The sequence below is a fragment of the Paenibacillus sp. J22R3 genome (assembly GCF_056269305.1).
This window is the reverse complement of sequence record NZ_JBWDNS010000001.1, coordinates 1,240,979-1,263,897: the sequence shown is the minus strand read 5'-3', so window position 1 is coordinate 1,263,897 and position 22,919 is coordinate 1,240,979. Positions and strand designations below refer to the sequence as shown.

Here is a 22,919-nt window from a genome sequence, read left to right as displayed (position 1 = left end):
TGCCATACATCGTTCGTCCCCAGCCGGCACACTCTAATCAGCGTGTTCGTCAATCTAACGAAGAGGCGAGGGATCACTACCTTATGGCAAAGCTCCTGTATATTACTGCTCATCCTCATGATCACCAGGCTTCGTATAGTATGGCTGTCGGCAAAGCATTTATCGATTCCTACAAAGAATCTCACCCGCAAGACGAGGTTGAACATTTGGATCTGTACAACACCCAAATCCCCAATATCGATGCTGATGTGTTCAGTGGTTGGGGCAAGCTTGGGGGCGGGAGCAGCTTTGATAAACTGAGTTCGGAGGAGCAGCAGAAGGTAGCACGGCTGGGCGAATTGTCAGATCAGTTTGTTGGGGCGGACAAGTATGTGTTCGTCACGCCGATGTGGAACTTCTCTTACCCGCCAATTATGAAGTCTTATATTGATGCGATCTGCGTTGCGGGCAAGACATTCAAATATACGGCGGAAGGTCCTGTTGGTCTCCTGCCGGACAGATCAGCTATTCATATACAGGCTAGCGGTGGTATATATACGGAAGGTCCGGCTATGGATTTCGAAAGCGGGCATAGACATTTGTCCAAGATTATGCAGTTCATCGGCATTACGGATTTCAAAGGCATCTTCGTTGAAGGCATGGCCGCAAAGCCCGATCAGGCTGCCTCCATTAAGGAGAAGGCGATCGCAGAGGCGCAGAAGGAAGCCAAAGTATTCGGCAAGCAAACAACAGGCGCAGGGAAATAACAAACCCGAACTCCTTCCGCTACAGGTGCAGATTTCAGAGCACTTGTAGTGAAGGGAGTTCTTGTGTATACATATAAGAAGATACGGCTGTCGCCGGAACCTGATTAATTCTATAATAGTACTAACAAGAGACACTGATCAGTTCGGCGTCTCGGTGATGTAAGATATGCATCGTATCTTTCTCTACAGGCTGAAGATGAAATCGGCAGCGGCTCTGCTGATACTCGGCGGGTTGATTTTATCTCAAGAGAGGATGGGTTTAGGTTGAGTCAAGACGCGGTATGGAAGTCAGAACAAGATCGTGTAGTCTCGGTCGTCAAACAGATCGGGCAGCGGATTGAAACGCTGGAACAACAAACAGCGGATACAAGAGAAGAAATGGTCGATATTCGCAAAAACTTCTGGGATGAAGTAACCGTCAACTTCGAAGATTCGGTTGAAATGGCGGAATCCTTTGCAAGCTTGAAGCAACAGGCGGAGGTTCTCTCGGAGCGTGAACGGACGCATCGTCAAGCTGCGATGCAGCTTAAGACGCTGAGGAAGCTGAAGTCGTCGCCATATTTTGGACGGATTGATTTTCAAGAGGATGGCGAGGGTGTTGATCAAGTATACCTCGGCATAGCATCGCTTCGTGATGCTGCGGATGAGGATTATCTTATTTATGATTGGCGTGCGCCCATTGCGAGTCTCTATTACGATTATCCCCCAGGTCCGGCTCAGGTGGAGACGCCCATGGGAACGGTTCACGGAGAGCTGAAGCTGAAGCGACAGTTTGTCATCCGGGACGGGGAGATTCGCAGCTTATTTGATACAGGTGTGACAATCGGTGACGAGCTGCTGCAAGAGGTGTTGGGCAAACAGTCGGATGCAGCCATGAAGAGCATCGTCGGCACCATTCAGCGGGAGCAGAATCGAATCATCCGTGATGAGCGCAGCCGTCTGTTGCTCGTTCAAGGTGCAGCGGGGAGCGGTAAGACTTCTGCAGCGCTGCAGCGCGTGGCCTATTTGTTGTACCGGTTCCGTGGAACACTGAGCGCCGATCAAATCGTGCTGTTCTCACCGAACCCGATGTTCAACAGCTACGTTTCGACGGTATTGCCTGAGCTTGGTGAAGAAAACATGCAGCAAACGACTTTTCAAGAATACTTAGCGATTCGAATGGGAAAATCGTTCAAGCTGGAAAATCCATACGCACAGCTGGAGTACGCTCTAACGGCGGAGCAGGAAGCCGGTTATCAGGCCCGGATGGCGGGTATTGGCTTCAAAGCATCGACTGACTTTGTCGCGATAATTGAGCGGTATTTAGGTGTTCTGTCGAACGAGGGGCTGAAGTTCCGCGATGTTACTTTTCGAGATGAACTGCTTGTTTCAGCGGATCAGATTAGTGAGTACTTCTATGCGATTGATGGCTCTGTAGCGATTCCGAATCGGCTTCGCCTCGTTGCGGAATGGCTGCTCGGTTTATTGAAGGAGCGGCAGCAAGCTGCTCTGGAAGAGACGTGGGTGGATGAAGCGGTCGAGCTGCTGGATAAAGATACGTATATGAAGGCTCACCAAAGCTTGAAGCGGCAAAATCGTAAAAACAGAGAAGATACGTTCGACGATTTCGACCGGGAACGTGAGCTGCTCGGTCACTATGTCGTTCAAGAGCAGTTTAAGCCAATTCGCGCTCGCGTGCGGAAACTTGCTTTTGTCGATTTGAAGGCAGCGTATGTGAAGCTGTTCAGTGATCCTGCATTCGCAGCGAATTTGTCTGATTCCATTGGCAAGTCATTGCCTCAGGAGTGGACTCAAATATGTAAGCAAACGACATCGCGGCTGCATAATCGGACCATGGCTTATGAGGATGCCACGCCGTTCTTATACGTTATCGAGCGAATTCGTGGATTCCAAACGAATACATCAGTGCGTCATATCCTTGTGGATGAGGCGCAGGATTATACCGCTTTCCAATTTGCGTATTTGAAGCGGTTGTTTCCGTTTAGCCGTGTAACCGCGTTGGGTGATCTTAATCAATCGATTAATGCGCATGCAGCATCGGATGAGAGTACAGGTTTTGCCGCGCTTGGAGCACTGTATCCGCAGGAAGAAACGGAAACGGTGGTGCTCAAGCGAAGCTACCGCTCCACGCGTCCCATCGTGGAATTTACCAGCCAGCTCATACCCGGGGGCAGCGAAATCCAGCCATTCAATCGGGATGGCAATCGGCCGACTTTAACGGTAGCGGCTGACTATGAGGATTTGCATCGTCGCCTTAAGGCTCGCATCGTTGACCTGGTGGCAGAAGGAAACCAGACGATTGCCGTTATTTGCAAGACAGCCGTGCAAAGCGCAATCGCTTACGATGCACTTCGTGATGATGGTAAGGTCAGGTTGATTGAAAAAGAAACAACGACCTTCGAACCTGGCGTTGTCGTCATCCCATCCTACCTTGCCAAAGGGGTGGAGTTTGATGCGGTTCTGGTGTATGATGCATCTGCTGCCTCCTCAGGCTACACAAGGGAGAGCGAGCGCCGGTTGTTCTATACCGTGTGTACACGCGCGATGCATGAGCTGCATCTGTTTGCTGTAGGTAGCACACGAAGTCCGTTTCTGAGTGAAGAAGCGGCAAAATACTACGATGTTCCAGGCACTAGGTCTTCTGACAACACGCCGGTTCATACTTTATAAATGTGAAAGAGGTATTATTCGTGGATTATATACGAGCTACTACTACTGATTTGTTAGAAGAAGCGATTGCCGTACGATTCAATGTGTTTGTGGATGAGCAGAAGGTGCCTGCGGATTTGGAGCGGGATGAATACGATGATTCACCTGAAGCCTGTCATCATTTTGTCGTGAAGGATGACGGCAAAGCTATCGCAGCCGGAAGATGGAAAGAATATGAGCCAGGCGTAGCGAAGCTGCAGCGTATTGCCGTTCTGCTGCCTTACCGTGGGCACGGTATAGGTAAGAAACTAATCGAAGTGATGGAGCAGGATGCTCGCGAGTCCGGCTACACTTCATCCATATTAGGCGCGCAATGTACAGCTGAAGGCTTTTATCAGAAGCTGGGTTATGTGACGGAATCGGAAGAGCCCTTCCTTGACGCCAACATCCCGCATGTGAATATGCGCAAAGTATTCTAATACGGAAGTCATTTGACAGATAAGACACCTATAGAGAAGCCGGCAGTTGATGCCGTGTCTCTATGGGTGTTTTTTTATACTTGAAACCAGATTACCATTTCTTGCATCCTACAAATCGAATATGCGATAATCGCGAATAGAAAGCAGGTGTAGGTTCGTTGAAGCGCGTGTTGATTATCGGCGGGTATGCTTTAATTATTGCGATTGTTTGGTATAACAAAACCGAGCTTCTGAGTTGGATGAAAGAAGGGGATGCGCCGCTTCTGTTGATCATGCTGCTTGTAACCGGCCTTGCATGCATACCCATCGTCCCGTTCAGTGTTGTCATTGGAACGATGGGATTTCTGTACGGGCCTTTGCTTGGCGCACTGCTTAGTTTACTCTGTGCATGGCTTGCCGCGCTCTTCATGTATGGCTTGTTCCGTTACGCCCTTCGTGAGCGAGGGCGAGAGCTGCTTCGTCGTTATAAACTGACTGATCGCTGGACGACGATGGTGGAGCGGCACCCGTTCCGATCCATTCTGCTTGCAAGGCTGATGCCGATTCTGCCGCAAACGGCAGTGAATTTGTATGCAGCCGTTGCAGCGCTCCCATTCTTGCCCTACATGCTTGCAACTTTATTCGGCAAAATACCGGCGATGCTCATATTTGCTTTCATCGGTGATCACATTTCGGGGGATTGGCAGTCGCTGCTGCTTGTGGCAGGCATATATGTCCTATTTCTGCTCACGGTTTATGGTTCTTTTCGGTATTGGCAAGCAAGGGGGGCCTGACGATGAATGACTTACATCAAGCTATTGTGCTGCGAGAGGCAGGGCAATTAGAAGAGGCGCGTCAGCTGCTGCTTAAATTGGTGAAGAAGGACATAGACGATCCGCAAGTATGGTATCAGTGCGCATGGGCACATGATGTATTGGAGCTCGAACGAGAAGCCGTACCCTATTACCAGCAGGCGCTTGCACTTGGAATCTCTGGCAAAGACAGACAAGGCGCTTATCTGGGACTTGGCAGCACGTTTCGAGTGTTAGGGCAGTACGTGGAGGCTAAAGCGATCTTCGAGCAAGGACTCGCCGAATTTCCGGAGTGCCGAGAGCTTCACGTCTTCTATGCGATGGTGCTGTACAACTTGAAGGATTACGGCGGGGCAATGGCAATCATGATGCGAGAGCTCGCTGAGACGAGCGAGGATGCAGGTATTCGCGATTATAAGCGAGCTATTCTCTATTACTCGAGCAAGCTGGATGAAGTGTTGGACTAACCGAGTGCCACTGAATAATAAGGAGGACTAACATGACGCAATCAAACTCATCTAACCAACCAACAGACATGGAAGTGTTATTTAGACCACTTAAGCTGGGAAATTTGACTTTACCGAATCGTATCGTGATGGCACCGATGACTAGAGGGTTCTCTCCTGATGGAGTGCCGGGACAGAATGTCGCTGACTATTACCGTCGCAGAGCTGAAGGTGGCGTAGGACTGATCATCACAGAAGGCACGCTAATTAATCATCCTGCTGCGTCAAGCAGTCCCAATTATCCTAGTTTCTTCGGTGAAGCAGCGCTGCAAGGCTGGGCTCAAGTTGTCAAAGCTGTGCATGATGTCGGCGGCCTTATATTTCCACAGCTGTGGCATCAAGGTACTGTCCGACAAATCGGCAATCTTCCTAATGTGAATGCATTACCTGTTGGTCCGTCAGGACTTACTGCTGAAGGTGTTAAAGTAAATGAACCGTTGACGCAAGCGGAGATCACTGAAATTGTTCAGGCTTTTGCCCAGGGAGCTGCTGATGCGAAGAGGCTTGGATTTGATGGAATTGAAATTCATGGCGCCCACGGATATTTAATCGATCAGTTTTTCTGGGACAAAACAAATCAGCGTACGGATGAATATGGGGGAAGCCTTGTAGCTCGCACGCGATTCGCGGCTGAAATCATTGCAGCCTGTCGTCTTGCGGTAGGTCCTCATTTCCCTATCTGTCTGCGCATCTCGCAATGGAAGGTTACGGATTACAATTATAAATTGGCTGCCAATGCAGATGAGCTTGCACAGTTCTTAGCGCCATTAGTTGAAGCCGGCGTTGATATGTTTCATTGCTCTACACGCCGATTCTGGGAACCGGAGTTTGAAGGATCCGAGCTTAATCTGGCCGGATGGGTCAAGAAAATAACCGGAAAACCGACGATTACTGTCGGATCTGTTGGACTTGACGGCGAGTTCCTCGGGTCCTTTGCAGGGAAAAGTTCCGGTAATGAAAGTATCGACAAAGTGCTTGAGCATTTGGGACGGGAAGAATTTGATCTAGTTGCCGTAGGGAGGGCTATTCTTGTTGATCCAGAGTGGCCGCGGAAAATAAGAGAAGGCAGGAAGGATGAACTGCTGCCCTTTACTTCGAATGCATTACGTACATTATCTTAATCGATATGACTTCTTACGCAATCCCTTCAAGTAATGGAGGGGTTGCTTTTTTTATTCTAAATTGTGTGCATCTTTATAAAAAAGTAAAATTTTAGAATTAATTAAGTTCGAAGCTGGTGAGTTTCGTTTAGGATAGAGATATAAACTAGGTGATCCCACTGGAGGTGGAGCAGCGTGTTGAACAAGATCACGAATCCGTATATTGAAATCGTCGGTTATGCCGCATCCATCTTCACGACTGTGCTTTGGCTGGTGTTAGTTTGGAAAGACCCTTACTTCGAGGGGATGAACAAGGTTGACCCCACCGATTCCTTTCTGATGTTAGTTCTGCCCGCTTGTTTATTTGGCATTGGATTATTGCAATCTCGGGTCATCCTCATGCTCGCTGCGTTTCTTTGGAGTGTCCCGTTCAGCATTTTTATGTTATTCTCTTCCAGTATGTATGTCTTGTTTGGCGTTTGCTGCATCCTCTATTTGATTTGTGCTGTTCTTTCACGCATGAATAAGATTCGATATTGGTAGAGACGAGAGACCCAGTGAAACATTATTGCAGATCAAGACGTTGGTAGGATATAAACCGAAATGGGGTTTCCTCCCAATGGAAGGCGAGGTGTACGATGAGTCGAATCCGCAGTTTGAATCCCATACCCGATCCTTATTCGAGAAGGCGTTCGGGCATAAGTTCTAAGCGAGTGATGCGTAGTCTCGCGTCGGTTATTGTTTTGACACTTCTCGCAGTCATCCTGCTTATTCACTCCCTGTATCTATTTAATCCAGTAACGTTTCATCGAGATAATGTGACGTTATACAGCTGGTGGCATTATCCCAAATCAATGGTGATGGAAATCGCAGATATTGATAAAGCGTGGAAGACCGTAGTCGTTACCGATCCGGATGAGATTCGGCAGATTTATATGGAGCTTAAGTCTGCTACGGAAACAGAGAGTACTAGTACGAAGCAGCTAGGCAAACACTTCGTCATCACCACGCGACACGCCGGCACTTCTGGGAATGTAGGCTGGATTGATCAGTTTAGCGGATATACGGAAGGCCGTACACAGATTAATAATGGGAAGCAAGTCGTAAACGGAAGTACGCTTAAGACAATGCTGGAGATACTGATGACGGAGCAGGAGTGAGGCGGGACGATCTGTTTTAAAGGCGTGGCTGAGCAACCGTAACGATTATAAAACTCCGATTCTTATCTAGTTCGAAAAGAGGGATTCCATGCCAAAAGGTCAGGATGCTTCAGGAATCATTATCATTAATGAGCAGAACAGAGTACTGCTGGTTCGTCAAACGTATGGGAAGAAGAAATGGTCCATTCCCGGCGGCATGGTCGAAGATGGCGAATCCGCATGGCATGCGGCCGAGCGGGAGCTGCAAGAAGAAGCTAATATTAGAGTTCGCGACATGGAGCTGTCCGGGCTCTATTTTCAACCGCATAAGAACCGATACATTTACACGTTTAAGGCAGATCATTATGTTGGAACCATACGCGTAGATAATACGGAGATTGATCAGTATGGATTTTTCGATCTGGAAGCGCTGCCGAGGCCGATCTCCAGCTTCACCATTCAACGACTTAAGGATGCGATCACACATACGAAAGCTGTCTTCATAGAAGAGATGATTGATAAGTATGAGATTTTGTATTAATAGCATTGTGCAGCATTAGACTGCATCTAGCCAGTAGAACTTCTAGAATGTTATATACTTTGCAACATTGTCTCTGGATGCCCAAGGATAAGATTGATTTCATAGATTAGTTTCAATTGGACAACGATCCGGGAGGCGCCAATGCAGAATTCGATTAAAGCTGTTATTTTTGATTTGGATAATACGATTCTCGATCGAACCCGAATGTTTAGCGATTTTACGAATGCGTTCCTGGGTCATTACTTCAATCACCTTGAATCGACTCAGCCCGTCTATGACCGGATGATGGAGCTGGATCTGGATGGCTACAAGGACAGAAATGTGTTATTTGCTGAGCTGCTTGCAGAACTGCCATGGCAAGATACGCACACCCATGCGGACTTAGCAGAGTACTATAAACGTGAGTTTATCAAACATGCCATCTTAATGGATCAAGCTACGGACGTCATCTCTCACATAAGAGAAAAATATCGAACAGGGTTAATCACCAATGGGAGAAATGCCGTCCAATATGGAAAGATAGAGCAATTGGGCATTCGGGATGCGTTTGAGTTCATTCTTGTGTCGGAAGAGGCAGGGGTGAAGAAGCCGGATGCGCGAATTTTCCAAATGGCGATCGATAAACTTCAAGTGACAGCTGAAGAATGCATCTATGTCGGAGACCATCCGATCAATGATATTGAAGGAGCATCAATTGCCGGGATGCGAACGATATGGATTAGAGGCAAGCATAACTGGATAGATGATTTGAAAGCCAAACCATTACATACGATTGATCAACTCAGTGAACTGATTGAGCTTCTGTGAGGAGGACGCTGATTAATCAATCAGGGAGGACAATACCATGTTGACGTTCATTACGGAGCTTCCGACGGATTATCCGATTGGCGGCGTACATTGTGTACCCATTATGGAGAATGGCAACTTGATCATGGTTTGGGATCGTGAGGAGAAGGTGCTGACAACCGTCGGAGGCAGGTTGGAAACGAATGAGTCTTTAGATGAGGCTTTGAATCGGGAAGTGCTGGAGGAAGCGGGGATTGAACTGACCGAGCGACGGATTCCTTTTGCCAGCTGGTTCTGGAAGGAGTCTGGCGGATATACGATCTATTATTTAGTTGAGGTGAAGAGGTTTGTCGCTATGCCCGAAGGGTTCGAGAAGACGGGCTACGTGATCATGAATTTCGAAACCGCCATCGATATGATAGCGAGTATTGAAGGCAGACAGGAAAGGATTGCTATTATTCGTCGAGCTGGGGTATTGTCAGGACTGCTCAAAGAAGATGCTCAATCTTAGTTTGGAGGCGATGACGTGACGGTTAAAGCTGTTTTCTTCGATTTATTCGAAACCTTAATCACTGAATTTGAGCAGGGCAAGAGAATGTCGAATCGGAACTATGATTACAGTACGTTACTCGGCATCTCAAACGCAGACTTTAAGAAAGAGTGGAGCCTTCGCCAAGAGAAGCGCATGAATGGGCATTTTGATACGTACGAGGAAGTGCTTAGAGATATTGCGTTATCCAGAAACCTGGAGATGAATGAGGAATCTATCCGATATCTGTACCAATCCAGAATAGAAGAGAAGAGGCTCCCCTTCCATGCGATTCAAGATGAAATTATCGAACTGTTGACGGTGCTTCGCAGCCATCCAGTCAAGCTCGGCTTAATAAGTAACTGCACGGAAGAAGAAGTGCCCTATTGGCCCGATTCCCCGATATCGGCATTCTTCGATGATGTTGTGTTCTCTTTCGACGTCAAATGCAGCAAGCCGGATGCCAGAATCTATGAGATCGCTTGTGAGCGATTGAATGTGAAGCCTGAAGAATGTGTATTCGTTGGTGACGGTGGCTCGAATGAATTGGAAGGGGCATCTCGAGCGGGAATGCGCGTGTATCATGCCTTCTGGTTCAACACTTATGTGCAAAGTGATTATCGTAAACTACGAAGCCCGAAAGATCTCGTTAATGAACTTTGGTAGGCGCGCGGTTATAGTATGATCGAGAGAGGAAGTCCCCATGGAGCTAAGGCAAATGGCAACGGTGTTCTTGTTTCATGACAATCATGTTCTAATGATGAAGAAAACAAGCAGCAGGCTCTATCAGCATGAGTTTTATTCGGGGTTAGGCGGGCATCTGGAGCCAAGTGAGCTTAATGACCCGAAGACAGCCTGCCTCCGTGAGGTTCAGGAGGAGTCGGGAATTCCGGAGCTGAACATCCATGATTTGAAGCTCAGATATGTGTTGCTGCGCGTGAAGGATGGAGAGATTCGGCAGCAGTTTGTCTATTTTGGACGGACAAGCGACAGGCAATGTGTGCCTTCTGAGGAAGGCGAACTGTTGTGGGTTGAAGAGGCGGAATTGCTGAATCTCCGAACCTCCTCAATCATTCATTTCATGCTGCAGCATTACTTCGCTCATCGTCAATCCGACGAAGTCATGGTTGGAACAATCGCCTTAAACGATGAACAAGAGCCTATTATGCAATGGGCACGAATGCAGGATCCGATTGTTTTCTAGTTGTGCGAAATACCGTTACCAAACCTGGTAATGGTATATTTATTTCCGAAGAGGTGTGTGGGTCGAATGAACATTCGCGAAGCCTCGATTGATGACTGTGAAGGAATCGCCAAGGTCCACCTGGAAAGCTGGCGGACAACCTATGCCGGTTTGGTTTCCGATTCCTATTTGGCAGGGTTGACATTGGAAGGTCGTACGCGTAACCGGATTTGGACATTCAATAATCCCAATCCTGATCAAATTACGCTCGTTGCCGAAGAGGAGAACGGCCGTATTGTCGGTTTTGTCGATGCTGGGAAGAGCCGTGAGCCGGATTGGGGCTATGAAGCCGAAGTGTATGCCATCTATCTCTTGAAAGAAGCACAGGGTCAAGGCTACGGAAGCCGTCTGTTCGGCGCTGCTCGGGACGAGATGAAGTCAAGATCTTATTCCTCGCTCATGCTCTGGGTATTGAAAGACAACCCATCCCTGCAGTTCTATACTAAGCTTGGCGGTGAAGTGATCGGAAGCAAAGACATTCAAATTGGTGAGCAGTTTCTGTTGGAATCGGCGATTGGTTGGAAAACCATATAAAGGGAAGGTGCAGAGCAAGATGTCGTTTCCTATTCGAATCAGACCTACCGCTTTGATTATCGAAAATGATCATGTATTGCTTATTGAATACAGCGAACAAAAGGATCGGTTCCATTATAATCTTCCCGGCGGAGGTGCCGAGCCGGGGGAATCGGTAACGGAAACGCTGGTTCGCGAATTGTGCGAAGAAGCCAATATCGAGATCGATATTGGTCCGATCGCGTTCGTGTACGAGTTTGCACCGCATCGACAGTCGGGGGAGTATGATTCGGTAACGCCATGTCTTAATCTTATTTTTGACTGCTCGATTCAAGAGGGATCCGTGCCAAGATTGCCGGATATCCCCGATCCGACGCAGGTAGGCGTTCGCTGGGTTAGTCTTCAAGAACTCGAAACCATTACGCTGTATCCCAACATGAGTACACTTATTATCGAATACGCCCGTACGAAGAGATCCATTGCATTGGTTGAAGACCATCAATTAGAACGGTATGCTAATAACAGGTAATAACTTGACCAATTACAAAAGGAGCTGTTGGCAAAATGATTCAAACGACATTGATTGCTGAACCAGGTAAACAGGAGTATTTCATGAGCGTTACGTTCAACGCGCCGCGGGAGCTTGTTTTCAAGACTTATACCGATCCGAATACGATTGCAGAATGGTGGGGGCCAAGACGCCTAACTACGACTGTCGACCAAATGGATGTCCGAAAAGGCGGCGTATGGCGATATGTACAGCATGACAGCAAAGGGAATGAATATGCGTTTAGCGGGGTTTATCATGAGAGCGTTGCACCTGAGCGCCTTGTACAGACGTTCGAATTTGAAGGTATGCCAGGTCAAGCCGGGCTTATTGTAGTGACTTTCGAAGAGCTCCCAGATGGCAAAACAAAGCTGACGGAGCAATCGATTTTCCCGTCGCTTGCCGCCCGCGATGGCGTGCTTCAATCCGGCATGGAGGCAGGGGCGAAGGAGCTTTTTGAACGTTTTGCCGAGCTGCTGGCGAAGCTTCAAGCGTAACTTGAATGATTAACCGGAACGAGGGTGATATAACCTTGTTAGACAAATCGGTTCCTTACTTTAACATCATTATGAAGCGGTCACCGGGTAAGCCGATCGCTGAGGCTGTGCTACCGCCGGGCTATTCTTTTGTCCCTTATGCGTCTGGCCTTGAGCAGGCTTGGGCCGAAATTGAGACTTCGGTGGGGGAATTCGATGATCCCGCGGCGGCGATGGCTTATTTTCAGAACGAATATATCATTCATCCGGCGGAGCTTGCGGAGCGGTTGACGCTGCTTCAGAATCCGGACGGGCAGTTCGTTGGTACGGTCATGGCGTGGTGGAATGGCGATGGGGACGAGAGAGTCCCTTCTCTGCACTGGCTGTCGGTAAAGCCGGGCTATCAAGGATTAGGTCTTGGTCGGGCGCTTGTGTGTCAGTGTCTGCAACGGTTGCTCGAAACAGAAGGCGACGAGAATGTTTACTTACATACGCAAACATGGAGCTATCCCGCAGTCGGATTATATCTCAGCATGGGATTTGAGCTTGTACGAACGGGGAGCTTCGGCCGCTATCGGAATGATTTTGAATTGGCGGAACCTATCTTGCTCCAGCATCTGAAGGGATATCGAATAAGTGACTGAGTGAGGTGGGAGCGGGATGTTGCCATCCTTGACGATGAAAAGTGAAACGGCCTACACCTTGAATTTTCTTGTGTACATTCAAAATCTGTATCTAAACCAACGAAGCGGACAGGGCGATGAGCGCTATAAATTTCCTTTTCTTTCGGAACGAGAGATTCCGTTCTTGGCTGATTTTGAGAGGGAATTTGCGAAGGTGTGGGCGGAAGCCGCTACAGCACGTATAGCCGAGGTGCCCTTTCATGATCTGAACATGTTCAAAGCGCATCGGGAGCTGGTGTACGAGAGGCTGTTCGTGCAGGAGGAAGACAATGATCGCCACTATGACGAAATCCATCAATCTTTCCTTGCTTGGTGGAACAGCATGGCCGGGAGGTTCGCGCTGGAGAATGCTTTTGACATTCGGAGGCTATATGCAGCACTGACCACTGCTGTTCAAGCGAGCGGCTGCGAAATTCGCAAAACGTTCGATATTAGCATTTTGTATGACGCTTGCACACTAGGGGACGAAGAGGTATTTTCGTATTTTGCGATTATGCCTTATGCGGATTGCTTATTGAGAGAGGATGTCCTTGTGGATAAATTGATGGCTTGTTTACATAACTAGAGGTTGGAGAGAGAGCTATGCAGCTTGAACGTATAAATCATCTTTGTTTCTCTGTAAGCAGTTTAGAGCGTTCCGTTTCCTTCTATGAGCAAGTGTTCGGTGCCAAGCTGCTGGTGGTCGGGCGCTCACTTGCTTATTTTGACTTGTTCGGTTTGTGGATTGCTTTAAATGAAGAGCGGGACATCCCCCGAAATGAGATTCATCAGTCGTACACGCATATGGCCTTTACGATTGCGGAATCAGACTTTGATGCTTGGCTTGCGAAGCTGGAAGGGCTTGGTGCGAACATATTGCCGGGCCGGTCAAGGGAAGCGGAGGATCGTCAATCCATTTATTTCACCGACCCGGACGGACATAAATTCGAGCTTCACACAGGAACGCTGGAGGAGCGGTTGGAGCATTACCGAAACACAAAGCCGCATATGACGTTCTACACGTAGGCTGTCCCGTGACTTGATTACTGCCACTCTAGAAACTCTAGACGATTGCCGAAAGGATCAACGACATAGAATCGTGTGACGCCCTCGTCTACCCGCGCCTCATCATCGATGACATGAATCTGATTGCGGAGCAAATGATTGCGCAATTCATGAATGCCGCGAACGTGGAAGGCCGGATGCGCTTTGGTGGCGGGGACAAAATCACGCTGCACCCCGATATGGACTTGGTGGATGCCGCATTGAAACCATACGCCGCCGCGCTGTCGCAGCGGCTCAGGCTTGGGCAGCTCCGGCCAGCCGAGCACATCGGTGTAGAAGCTGCGAGCTGCTGATTCACAGCCTTCGGGTGCTGCAAGCTGAACATGGTCAATGCCTTCGTAATGGTAGGACATAGAAGGTTCCTCCTTGTCGTTGTAGCTTGAAAATGGTTTCATTCTGCGAAACTTAGTTTCAAAAATAATCATCTCAATCATAGTGGAATTCGATAAAACGGTCCAGCATAAAAAAGCTCAGCCCCGACTTGCGGAGCTGAGCTTCATAGTAACGAATGGCCTTACGCTAGTGCAGCGCCTCGTCTCCGACATCGCGCATTAATTGTTCCATCTCAAGCGTGAGCGATTTAACAATCTGCTCATAGTCCGGAGAATGGTATACGTTGCGAAGCTCGTAGGGATCCTCGGCAAGATCAAACAATTCCCATTCCGGCGGCTTCGATTCGTCGCGGGAACCTGTTGTACCGAGTGCCTCGGCGTAGTAATAAATAATCTTATAGCGCTGCGTTCTCATCCCGTAATGGGCGTACACCTCATGTGCACCGTCAAGATGCATCCAATAACGGTAGTACATAGATGTTCTCCAGTCCGCCGGTGTTTCGGCGTTCAGTACGGATCTGAAGCTGCGGCCTTGCATCGTCTCCGGGATCGGGTGGGCGGCGTAGTCCAAGAAGGTTGGCGCGAAATCGACATTCAAGATCATGGTGTCGCTGGAGGTTCCGGCTTGAATGGCCCGAGGATAACGGATCAGGAATGGCATGCGCAGCGATTCTTCATACATAAATCGTTTATCGAACCAGCCATGATCACCCAAGAAGAAGCCTTGGTCGGATGTGTAGATGATAATCGTATCGTTTGTTTCGTCTTCTTCATCCAAATAATCGAGCAAACGTCCCACGTTGTCGTCAACGGAGGCAATGCAGCGTAAGTAATCCTTGATGTACCGCTGATATTTCCACTTCTTTTCCTGCTCCGGTGTTAGCCCCGCGGGCGGTGCGCCTTTGGTATCTAGTTCATGCAGATCTTCGATGCGCATCTTTGCGTTTACGGCAGCTTGAGAGCGAGTGGCATAATCGTCGTAAAAGGTTTCCGGCTCCGGAATGTCGATGGCCTCGTATAAGTGCATATGCTTCTGATCCGGCTCCCAGTGACGATGAGGCGCCTTGTGGTGGCACATGAGCATGAACGGCCGCTCTTTATCCCGGTTCTTCAGCCAATCTAATGATTTGTCGGTAATAATATCAGTTACATAGCCGTCAACTTGCTGGGACACGCCCATCTCGATCATGACGGGATTGTGGTACTCTCCTTGGTCGGGAAGGACGCTCCAATAGTCGAAGCCGGTCGGATCGTAGTTGCCGCCGTGACCGAGATGCCATTTGCCGACAATTGCGGTTTGGTAGCCAGCCTTCTGCAACAGCTTCGGAAAGGTTGTCATGCGCCCATCGAGTGGGTCGGCGAGCGTCTTGACGCCGTTCATATGATTGTATTGCCCGGTTAGTATGGCTGCGCGGCTCGGCGTGCAAATCGAGTTGGTGCAGAAGCAATTATCCAAACGCATGCCGCCTTCCGCGATGCGGTCTATATTCGGCGTTTCATTGATTTGGCTCCCATAGGCGCTGATGGCGTGGGAGGCATGGTCATCTGACATGATGAACAGAATGTTCGGTCGTTTCGGAGTATTCGTGGTCAATTTTCATCTCTCCTATCCTCTTAGAAACGTTTCGATAGACTCAAAGGTATTGTATAATATTCCCTTGGAAGCGTCTACAACGGTGCCGATACGGGCAGACCGATTACGATATGCAAGGAGATGACAAAGATGGATGAACAACTTAAATCCTGCTGCTGTGCAAGCAGGGGTAATGTTTCCATAGTGGCTCCGGAATCCACTGCGTCAATCGGGCGCAGCGTAAGTGCGGATCAACAACAACGATTACCGGAGCTTGCGTCGTCATCGCAGGCGAACGAGAATATGGTGCTCATCCCCGGAGGGGAATTTCTGATGGGAACGGATGATGCGGAAGGTTTTGCGCAGGACGGAGAAGGTCCAATCCGAAATGTGAAGCTGGATGCATTCTACATCTCTCGTTATGCGGTTACGAATGAGCAGTATGCTCAGTTTGTGACAGCTACCGGCTATGTGACGGAAGCGGAGAAGTTCGGTTGGTCTTATGTGTTTCATCTACTGGCCACTGACGCTGTTCGTGAAGCGGCGGCTGGTTCACCTCAAGGCACGCCATGGTGGCTGGCGGTTAATGGCGCGTATTGGGCACAGCCGGAAGGACCGGACTCCAACATCCTGGAGCGTGCGGATCATCCGGTTGTGCATGTGTCTTGGAACGATGCGACAGCGTATTGCTCGTGGCGCGGAGGGCGACTGCCTACCGAGGCGGAATGGGAGTATGCGGCAAGAGGCGGTCTCGTACAGAGGCGTTACCCGTGGGGGGATTTGCTGAAGCCGGATACCGAACATCTCTGCAACATTTGGCAGGGGAAGTTTCCTATCAAAAATAATGCAAGCGACGGCTACCATGGAACCGCGCCTGTACATGCTTATAAGCCGAACGGTTACGGGCTGTATAACATGTCCGGCAACGTGTGGGAGTGGTGCAGTGACTGGTTCACTCCGCAGTATCACCGAGTTACATCGGCGGTCAGTCCTCATTATTCGAAGCCGACGCATGCGCGCTCCATGCGCGGGGGCTCCTATTTGTGTCACAAATCGTACTGCAACCGATACCGGGTAGCCGCGCGAAATTCCAATACACCGGACAGCTCTACCGGCAATTGTGGTTTTCGCATCGTTGTTGCAGGCGAGGGAGGCAATCAGCAGTGAGTGATCCGATCATTGTTGTTCCTTATGATGCAGAGTGGGTAAACGAGTTTCAGGAGATTGGTCTGCGACTGCGCGAGGCACTTGGCGAAACAGCGCTGCGAATTGACCATATCGGTTCAACGTCGGTTCCCGGATTGGCTGCCAAACCTGTAATCGATATTCAAGTTTCGGTCCGCTCACTTGAGCCGGTGGACTTGTATCGCCATGGTTTTGAACTGCTGGGTTACAAGTTCAGAGCGGATAATCCGGAGCTCACCAAACGCTATTTCAGAGAAGGAGCAGGTATGCGGCGCACGCATATCCATGTCCGAGAAGCGGGCAGTTTTGGGGAACAATTCGCCCTGCTTTTCCGCGATTACCTGAGAGTCCATCAAGATGAAGCAGACGGCTATGCGAATGTGAAAAAGAACCTGATGGCGCAATTCTCGCAAGATCGGCAGCGCTACGTCGATGAGAAAGATCCTTATATCTGGGCTATCATGCGCAAAGCCAGCGATTGGAGTCAACGTATGGGCTGGAAGCCGGGGGATTCGGATCTATGATGAAGGTTGATTTTGTAGTCTGGAGGCATTATTTTCTGCATAACCAGCAGAACTTGAGAGCGATTGATTGGGACGATTCGTATCGGCTGACGGAGGCTGAGCGAGGGTGCATTCAGAAATCCATTCAGCAGTTTCAGCTCGGCGAGAGCTCCGAAGGCAAACATCTGATTCATCAGGCGAAGCGTTATGCGGTGCGAACCGGGAATCATGATTATTATGAGGCGGTTACTGCTTTCATCCGTGAGGAGCAGCGTCATGCCAGAGACCTGGCTCAGTTTATGAGAGGTCAGCAATTGCCGTTAATTCGCGGTCACTGGGTAGATCATGTCTTTCGCAAAATGCGCCAATTTGCCGGGCTAGAGCTCTCTGTCATGGTGCTGATCACCGCTGAAATTATCGCGAAGGTCTATTATATTGCACTTCAGCGAAGCACGAGGTCGAAAATGCTGCGGGACTTATGCGATCAGATTTTGCAGGATGAGGAGAAGCATGTCGAGTTTCAATCGGAGACGCTCTACAAGCTGGGTGAGGGCAGGCTGTCAGTTATGAATCGCTCCTATAGGCTAGCCCATCGTCTGCTTCTTGAAGGTACGCTCGTCGTGGTTTGGCATCAGCATCGAAGTGTTTTTCGGGCCGGCGGGTACCGATTTCGTGACTTTCTGGCAGCGTGTCGAAAGGAATTTCGCTTATCAAGCAGCATAGCCGCCGGAATCACACAATCGGGGAGGACGTTTGAGGGATGATTCGGATTATGGAGCTGAGTGATCAGCCGCAAGCTTTTATCGATGAGGCGATTACCTATATCTGGCGTCAATGGGGTACCGAGCATAATTATGTGTTTTATCGCGACTGTATCGTTCACGCGCTGCAAGGTGATGTGGATGTGCCGAAATTTTATGTAGCCGTTGATCAGGAGAAGGAGCAGTTTATCGGCATATGCGGCGTGCTGCGCAACGATCTAATTAGCCGGCAGGACCTGTTTCCTTGGCTCGCTTGTCTCTATGTAGATCCGGGCCACCGGGGCAAAGGGCTTGGCAGTCGTCTAATGTTGCATCTGGAAGAGGAGCTTGTCGGCAAGGGTTATACGCAGCTTTACTTAAGCACGACACTTGACGATTATTACGAGCGATACGGGTGGAGCTACTTCAGCCAGGGTTATTACATGGATGGGAGCGGCACGAAAGTGTATCGCAAACAGCTAGGCGGATAAGTCTATGGCAATAGGAGGGAGAGGGCAAAGTATGATCGTGGTCAAAACGATTACACCTGAAGACGTGGAGTTGTACTGGCGATTACGGCTGGAAGCGCTCCTTGACAGTCCGGAAGCGTTCGGAGCGACGTATGAGGCATCGGTTGACACGCCGATTGAATCGGTTAGAGCACGGATTCAAGTGACCGAGGATCAGTATGTATTAGGAGCGTTCACGGAATCTGGTGACCTAGTCGGCATGGTCGGATTTCGGAGGGAAGAGTCCGTCAAAGTGAAGCATAAAGGCTTCGTGTGGGGGATGTATGTATCTCCGATCGCACGCCAGCAAGGTGTCGGACGTCTGTTACTGCAGGAGTTGCTGAACCGGGGGCGTGAGTTGGACGGGCTGGAGCAAATCAATCTCATGGTCGTTACGGGGAACGAGCGGGCGAGAGGTTTATATCTGTCGCTGGGCTTCGAGGTGTACGGCTTGGAGCGCAGAGCGCTTAAGTATAGAGGGATCTATTACGATGAAGAACTGATGGTGTATACGATCTGATTTGGATAAAGGGAGGTTATCAGGATGGTGATTGTACGTCCATATGAGTCGGAGTCGGATTTGGAGCCGCTTACCGCGCTGATGTCTGATCTGGGATCGCCGTCGACGCTTGAGGATATGAGGCTTCGAATGGCGCATATTGAGGGGAGTCCGAATTATTTTACATTTATGGCGGAGCTTGAAGGTACTGTAGTCGGGATGGTCGGTCTGAGGATGCAGTTCAGCTACGTCAGCAATGAAATTAAGACTCAAGTATCTTCGCTGGTCACTAAGAAGGAGTTCCAGGGTCGCGGCGTCGGCCGAGCCTTGCTTGCGCATGTGGAGCAGTGGGTGCAGGAGCAAGGCGGGCATTTTATCTACTTGAACAGCGGGATTAAGGAAGAACGATTGGAAGCTCATGAATTTTACAAGAAGCGGGGCTACAGTATTACGGGGTATCGGTTTGCAAAGAAGCTGCAGCGTTCGTAGAACAAATTGCGGGGGACGTAGAACAGGATGACGATTCGTCAATTAAGCGCGGATGAAGAGCTGCCGTATGAGTTGCTGCTTCTGGCTGATCCGGAACGTGCCGCGATTGATGCTTATGCTGGGAGGAGTATCTGTACGGTACTGGAAGAGGACGGACAGGTGATCGGTGCTTATCTGCTGCTCGCGACTCGGCCGAAGACAGCTGAAATTATGAACATCGCCGTGCGGGAGGACTGCCAGGGCAGAGGTCTCGGCAGGAAGTTGATCGAGCATGCCGTAGCGCAATGCAAGGAGCAGCGGTATCGCGCGGTTGAGATTGGGACGGGCAATTCGAGCATAAATCAGCTTGGATTGTATCAGAAATGCGGGTTTCGCGTGATTGGCGTGGAGACGGATTATTTCGTCAAGCATTATGCGGAGCCGATTGTGGAGAACGGGATTCCATGCCGGGATATGATCCGGCTGCGGATGGAATTGGCGTTAGTGTAGAAAGGCAGCGATAATAGCTGCCTTTTCTTACTACAATGGGTATGTTAAATGTTATTGTTAACAGTCATTTCTTAGGGGTAAGCCCGTTGAAAAGTTTCTCGAGTTGAGCGATATAGCTGCCTAAACGTGTACTAATCTCAGACCTCACTAAAAACCTCATTAATGCAAACTGATGTTCATAGCCTCGATAGTAAAATTTATAGTGTGCGGCATCGTCGACGCGTTCTTCCTCAATGACTTTAATTTGATTTCCCCTTAATTCTTTGCGGATTCCGGCCAAGTCTGAATGGATGGCATTTAACAGTGTGTTTGCTGCTGCCGCATAAATTGTCTTCAAGGAGTGGTTCGATCTCTCGATCTCAAGCCGATTGTTCTCAACCACCGTCATCATAATCGGTAAAAGTACGGAGTCACGTACCAAGATCAGTATCTGTTGAGGGACCTTCTGGGATGCTCCTTTATCAGGTTCGCTAAGCTCGTTCAGCTGATCACGATGCTCCGGAGAAATAAACTTCGTGCTCCAACGACCGTTCCCCTCGAGAAATTTGCTCATTTATAGTGCCCTCCAATTTTGTGAGCCCGCTCACGCGCCTGCCCAGATTTAAGGAGCGATGCGGCGCTTAAAATGGCCGCCTCGCCGAACCGTTCTTTGATGTTATCCTTGGTTGCGGCGAGTGCGTGCTGTCTGGGTAAGTCTTCAAACAGGTCCAGCTGGTACACGCTATTGTCTGTTAACTGGGAGAGGTCCACGGCAAGATGTGTCAATGGATTGCCGTCCCAGTACGACATAAACAGTTTCTGTGCAGCTGCGAGTATGTGATGCTCCAAGCAACTGGAACTATTCAGTGTTGTTTGGCGGCTGAAGCCGTTAGTTTTAACCCCGTCCGTTGTACCCGCACTGACAGTGACTGTTCGCCCTTTATACTTGTGGTATCGGCTTGTGCGGCATACCTCGATCACGAGTTCGAGCAAGAGCGGCTCAATGTCCTCTAAGGTTTGGTAAAGCACCCAAGGCAAAGCGCGGCCTCTTGTGACCGACTTCGGCTTGCCAAACGCTCCGGTCACGACAGGGCTAGGGTCAATGCCGCGAGCAGTCTGCCAGTAATAGATGGCCTTAATATCGCTCTGTTTGCCCATCCTCTGCTGCATCCGCCGTTTAAAGTCATGAAGCTCCATCCTGGCTAAGTCGCCAATCGTATAAATCCCCATTCGTATAAAGTGCACGGTCATGCGAGAGGCGACCATAAACATACTGCTGATCGGCAGGGGCCATAACTCGGATTCCATATTGTCGTAATCAAGTGTGAAAATCCCGTCCTGCTGCTTTTTGGCGAAATTGTCCGTTGCTGTCTTGGCTAATATCTTGGTTGGCCCACAGCCAATACGCGTCCAAACGCCGGTGGAGAGCAGCACCTTGCTTTGCATTTGGTTCGCAATCTCGAGTGGAGATCCGTAGAGCGAGACTGATCCGGTGACATCCAGAAACTGTTCATCAATCGAGAACGGCTCAACAAGCGGGGTGAATGACTTGTATATTTCCGTAATGAGCAGCGACACGTTGATATACGTCTGCATCCTTGGCCGAATCACGACGAGGTGAGGACACTTAATAACGGCTTCACCCAACCGCATGGCTGTAGAAACACCGTAAGATTTGGCAAGCGGGCAAGCAGCCAATACGATACCCGATTTACGATTGGGATCGGCGCCTACAATGACAGGCTTATTCGCATGTTCAGGATGCGAAGCCTTCTCTACCGACGCATAGAAGCTTTGGCAATCCGCCAACATGATGATCCGATCTTTAACCGACATCGCGGATCACCGGCTCGTGTGCCAAAATATTTTGCAGCTTAAACAGACGAGGTCCGCCTGATTCTAAGCAAGTTGCTCGTACATGCGTATGGGTAACGGATCGTATTAGGATTTGTCTCTTGGTTATCCGGTCGTTTCTGTCCTGATAAATGATAACTACGGCCATCCCGATATATTTGCTGAGATTTGATTGTAATGATGGCATTCCTATTCGCCTCCATACGAACGTTTGTTCTTTATTATACTACAAACATATGTTCGATATGCAAGGTGTGTTTCTGGAATTTTTCGGATTGATGACATTATATAGATAGAGCAACCGCGAAACTGGCAGATGAAGCCGTCATAATTCTTTCGGCAGTCGCTCAAGCGACAAAGAACATTCGCGTAATAAGTACCTTGTCTGTCATCAGTACGGCTGACCCGGTACGCGTATTTGAAGACTTTGCAATACTTGACCTTGAATCCGGTGGACGTGTGGAACTTATTGCCGGTCGCGGAGCTTTTTTGGAATCATTCGAGCTCTTTGGAGCGGACTTGCGAAGTTATGACGATCTATTTGAAAATAAGCTTGACCTGTTGCTGAAGTTAAATGAGCAAGAACGTGTAACCTGGAATGGTCAATTCAGATCTGCACTATTTGATGCGCAGATTGCGCCCCGACCGTATCAGTCCAAGCTTCCAGTGTGGGTTGGAGTCGGAGGTACGCCAGAGAGCGCCGCTAGAGCCGGAAGATTAGGTTTTAACCTGGCACTTGGCATATTGGGCGGAGATTCAAGAAGATTCAAGCCGTTGGTGGATATTTATCGAGCTGCCGGCAAAGCTGCGGGGCATGATTCATCGAAGCTACGGGTTTCGGTCACTGGTCACTCCTATATTGCTCAGACATCCACTCAGGCGTTGGACGAGTTTCACATCGTAACGGGAGACATCGAGAAACTATCCGGTCGCCTAGCGCAAAATCTTGAATCTATTCTTTCAAGCGCCTTCAAGTAAAATAACACTACACAATG

At 49.3% G+C, this 22,919-nt stretch carries 32 protein-coding genes; 27 read left to right on the top strand and 5 right to left on the bottom strand.

Annotation, left to right across the window (positions count from 1 at the left end; translation table 11 throughout):
- The first annotated feature begins 83 nt into the window (after positions 1-83).
- The 19 genes from AC0YN4_RS05730 (at position 84) to fosB (ending at position 13,733) form a co-directional block, all read left to right on the top strand.
- On the top strand, positions 84-746 hold the full coding sequence (locus AC0YN4_RS05730; protein WP_475779627.1) for an FMN-dependent NADH-azoreductase: 663 nt from the start codon (positions 84-86) through the stop codon (positions 744-746).
- Between the two features lie 264 nt (positions 747-1,010).
- Positions 1,011-3,416 (top strand): RNA polymerase recycling motor HelD, encoded by a 2,406-nt coding sequence (helD, locus tag AC0YN4_RS05725; protein WP_475835379.1) that lies wholly within the window; start codon positions 1,011-1,013, stop codon positions 3,414-3,416.
- A 20-nt stretch (positions 3,417-3,436) separates the two neighbouring features.
- Positions 3,437-3,874: a GNAT family N-acetyltransferase gene (locus tag AC0YN4_RS05720; RefSeq protein ID WP_475779628.1), complete on the top strand. Its 438-nt coding sequence runs from the start codon at positions 3,437-3,439 to the stop codon at positions 3,872-3,874.
- Positions 3,875-4,041: 167 nt separating this feature from the next.
- A complete protein-coding gene (locus AC0YN4_RS05715) occupies positions 4,042-4,647 on the top strand; it encodes a TVP38/TMEM64 family protein (RefSeq protein WP_475780100.1) in 606 nt (201 codons plus the stop codon).
- A gap of 2 nt (positions 4,648-4,649) precedes the next feature.
- Entirely contained in the window at positions 4,650-5,132 is a 483-nt protein-coding gene (locus AC0YN4_RS05710) for a tetratricopeptide repeat protein (protein WP_475835378.1), read from the top strand.
- 32 nt (positions 5,133-5,164) lie between these two features.
- Positions 5,165-6,292, top strand: coding sequence for an NADH:flavin oxidoreductase (locus tag AC0YN4_RS05705; RefSeq protein WP_475835377.1), 1,128 nt, complete (start codon positions 5,165-5,167; stop codon positions 6,290-6,292).
- Between the two features lie 174 nt (positions 6,293-6,466).
- Positions 6,467-6,814, top strand: a complete 348-nt coding sequence (locus AC0YN4_RS05700; protein WP_475779631.1) for a hypothetical protein — start codon at positions 6,467-6,469, stop codon at positions 6,812-6,814.
- A 200-nt stretch (positions 6,815-7,014) separates the two neighbouring features.
- Complete coding sequence (locus AC0YN4_RS05695; protein WP_475835376.1) at positions 7,015-7,431, top strand: hypothetical protein; 417 nt, start codon at positions 7,015-7,017, stop codon at positions 7,429-7,431.
- Positions 7,432-7,519: 88 nt separating this feature from the next.
- Positions 7,520-7,951 (top strand): NUDIX domain-containing protein, encoded by a 432-nt coding sequence (locus AC0YN4_RS05690; protein WP_475779633.1) that lies wholly within the window; start codon positions 7,520-7,522, stop codon positions 7,949-7,951.
- A gap of 141 nt (positions 7,952-8,092) precedes the next feature.
- Entirely contained in the window at positions 8,093-8,758 is a 666-nt protein-coding gene (locus tag AC0YN4_RS05685; RefSeq protein WP_475779634.1) for an HAD family hydrolase, read from the top strand.
- A 37-nt stretch (positions 8,759-8,795) separates the two neighbouring features.
- Positions 8,796-9,248 (top strand): NUDIX hydrolase, encoded by a 453-nt coding sequence (locus AC0YN4_RS05680; protein ID WP_475779635.1) that lies wholly within the window; start codon positions 8,796-8,798, stop codon positions 9,246-9,248.
- A gap of 15 nt (positions 9,249-9,263) precedes the next feature.
- Positions 9,264-9,932: an HAD family hydrolase gene (locus AC0YN4_RS05675; RefSeq protein ID WP_475779636.1), complete on the top strand. Its 669-nt coding sequence runs from the start codon at positions 9,264-9,266 to the stop codon at positions 9,930-9,932.
- A 37-nt stretch (positions 9,933-9,969) separates the two neighbouring features.
- Positions 9,970-10,470: an NUDIX domain-containing protein gene (locus tag AC0YN4_RS05670; protein ID WP_475779637.1), complete on the top strand. Its 501-nt coding sequence runs from the start codon at positions 9,970-9,972 to the stop codon at positions 10,468-10,470.
- A gap of 66 nt (positions 10,471-10,536) precedes the next feature.
- Complete coding sequence (locus tag AC0YN4_RS05665; RefSeq protein WP_475779638.1) at positions 10,537-11,043, top strand: N-acetyltransferase family protein; 507 nt, start codon at positions 10,537-10,539, stop codon at positions 11,041-11,043.
- A gap of 19 nt (positions 11,044-11,062) precedes the next feature.
- On the top strand, positions 11,063-11,551 hold the full coding sequence (locus AC0YN4_RS05660) for an NUDIX domain-containing protein (RefSeq protein WP_475779639.1): 489 nt from the start codon (positions 11,063-11,065) through the stop codon (positions 11,549-11,551).
- 35 nt (positions 11,552-11,586) lie between these two features.
- On the top strand, positions 11,587-12,066 hold the full coding sequence (locus AC0YN4_RS05655) for an SRPBCC family protein (protein ID WP_475779640.1): 480 nt from the start codon (positions 11,587-11,589) through the stop codon (positions 12,064-12,066).
- Between the two features lie 35 nt (positions 12,067-12,101).
- The gene (locus AC0YN4_RS05650) at positions 12,102-12,689 is read left to right on the top strand and encodes a GNAT family N-acetyltransferase (RefSeq protein WP_475779641.1); all 588 of its coding nucleotides are present in this window, start codon (positions 12,102-12,104) and stop codon (positions 12,687-12,689) included.
- A 16-nt stretch (positions 12,690-12,705) separates the two neighbouring features.
- Positions 12,706-13,293: a hypothetical protein gene (locus AC0YN4_RS05645; RefSeq protein ID WP_475779642.1), complete on the top strand. Its 588-nt coding sequence runs from the start codon at positions 12,706-12,708 to the stop codon at positions 13,291-13,293.
- A 17-nt stretch (positions 13,294-13,310) separates the two neighbouring features.
- A complete protein-coding gene (gene fosB, locus AC0YN4_RS05640) occupies positions 13,311-13,733 on the top strand; it encodes a metallothiol transferase FosB (RefSeq protein ID WP_475779643.1) in 423 nt (140 codons plus the stop codon).
- Between the two features lie 17 nt (positions 13,734-13,750).
- On the opposite strand, the gene AC0YN4_RS05635 is transcribed toward fosB, so the two are convergent.
- On the bottom strand, positions 13,751-14,125 hold the full coding sequence (locus AC0YN4_RS05635) for a VOC family protein (RefSeq protein WP_475779644.1): 375 nt from the start codon (positions 14,123-14,125) through the stop codon (positions 13,751-13,753).
- 166 nt (positions 14,126-14,291) lie between these two features.
- Positions 14,292-15,698 (bottom strand): sulfatase family protein, encoded by a 1,407-nt coding sequence (locus tag AC0YN4_RS05630; RefSeq protein WP_475835375.1) that lies wholly within the window; start codon positions 15,696-15,698, stop codon positions 14,292-14,294.
- 129 nt (positions 15,699-15,827) lie between these two features.
- On the opposite strand from AC0YN4_RS05630, the gene AC0YN4_RS05625 reads away from it, so the two are divergent.
- From AC0YN4_RS05625 to AC0YN4_RS05595, 7 genes are read left to right on the top strand one after another with little or no spacing between them, the layout of a single operon-like run.
- Complete coding sequence (locus tag AC0YN4_RS05625; protein ID WP_475779646.1) at positions 15,828-16,844, top strand: formylglycine-generating enzyme family protein; 1,017 nt, start codon at positions 15,828-15,830, stop codon at positions 16,842-16,844.
- Positions 16,841-17,386, top strand: a complete 546-nt coding sequence (locus AC0YN4_RS05620; protein ID WP_475779647.1) for a GrpB family protein — start codon at positions 16,841-16,843, stop codon at positions 17,384-17,386. The genes AC0YN4_RS05625 and AC0YN4_RS05620 overlap by 4 nt, the downstream gene beginning before the upstream one ends.
- Positions 17,383-18,129 (top strand): ferritin-like domain-containing protein, encoded by a 747-nt coding sequence (locus tag AC0YN4_RS05615; RefSeq protein WP_475779648.1) that lies wholly within the window; start codon positions 17,383-17,385, stop codon positions 18,127-18,129. Before AC0YN4_RS05620 ends, AC0YN4_RS05615 begins: the two co-directional genes overlap by 4 nt.
- Positions 18,126-18,596: a GNAT family N-acetyltransferase gene (locus tag AC0YN4_RS05610; RefSeq protein WP_475779649.1), complete on the top strand. Its 471-nt coding sequence runs from the start codon at positions 18,126-18,128 to the stop codon at positions 18,594-18,596. The genes AC0YN4_RS05615 and AC0YN4_RS05610 overlap by 4 nt, the downstream gene beginning before the upstream one ends.
- A 31-nt stretch (positions 18,597-18,627) precedes the next feature.
- On the top strand, positions 18,628-19,134 hold the full coding sequence (locus AC0YN4_RS05605) for an N-acetyltransferase family protein (protein WP_475779650.1): 507 nt from the start codon (positions 18,628-18,630) through the stop codon (positions 19,132-19,134).
- Between the two features lie 24 nt (positions 19,135-19,158).
- Positions 19,159-19,602: an N-acetyltransferase family protein gene (locus AC0YN4_RS05600; RefSeq protein WP_475835374.1), complete on the top strand. Its 444-nt coding sequence runs from the start codon at positions 19,159-19,161 to the stop codon at positions 19,600-19,602.
- Positions 19,603-19,629: 27 nt separating this feature from the next.
- Complete coding sequence (locus AC0YN4_RS05595; protein ID WP_475835373.1) at positions 19,630-20,091, top strand: GNAT family N-acetyltransferase; 462 nt, start codon at positions 19,630-19,632, stop codon at positions 20,089-20,091.
- A 64-nt stretch (positions 20,092-20,155) separates the two neighbouring features.
- On the opposite strand, the gene AC0YN4_RS05590 is transcribed toward AC0YN4_RS05595, so the two are convergent.
- Genes AC0YN4_RS05590 through AC0YN4_RS05580 form a run of 3 tightly spaced genes read right to left on the bottom strand, consistent with a single transcriptional unit; the run spans position 20,156 to position 22,111 of the window.
- On the bottom strand, positions 20,156-20,644 hold the full coding sequence (locus AC0YN4_RS05590) for a YhjD family protein (protein WP_475779653.1): 489 nt from the start codon (positions 20,642-20,644) through the stop codon (positions 20,156-20,158).
- Complete coding sequence (locus AC0YN4_RS05585) at positions 20,641-21,906, bottom strand: DNA polymerase IV (protein WP_475835372.1); 1,266 nt, start codon at positions 21,904-21,906, stop codon at positions 20,641-20,643. Before AC0YN4_RS05585 ends, AC0YN4_RS05590 begins: the two co-directional genes overlap by 4 nt.
- Positions 21,896-22,111: a hypothetical protein gene (locus AC0YN4_RS05580; protein WP_475779655.1), complete on the bottom strand. Its 216-nt coding sequence runs from the start codon at positions 22,109-22,111 to the stop codon at positions 21,896-21,898. Before AC0YN4_RS05580 ends, AC0YN4_RS05585 begins: the two co-directional genes overlap by 11 nt.
- 101 nt (positions 22,112-22,212) lie before the next feature.
- Between AC0YN4_RS05580 and AC0YN4_RS05575 the strand changes: the two genes are divergently transcribed.
- Positions 22,213-22,902, top strand: a complete 690-nt coding sequence (locus AC0YN4_RS05575) for an LLM class flavin-dependent oxidoreductase (protein WP_475835581.1) — start codon at positions 22,213-22,215, stop codon at positions 22,900-22,902.
- The last annotated feature ends 17 nt before the right edge of the window (positions 22,903-22,919 follow it).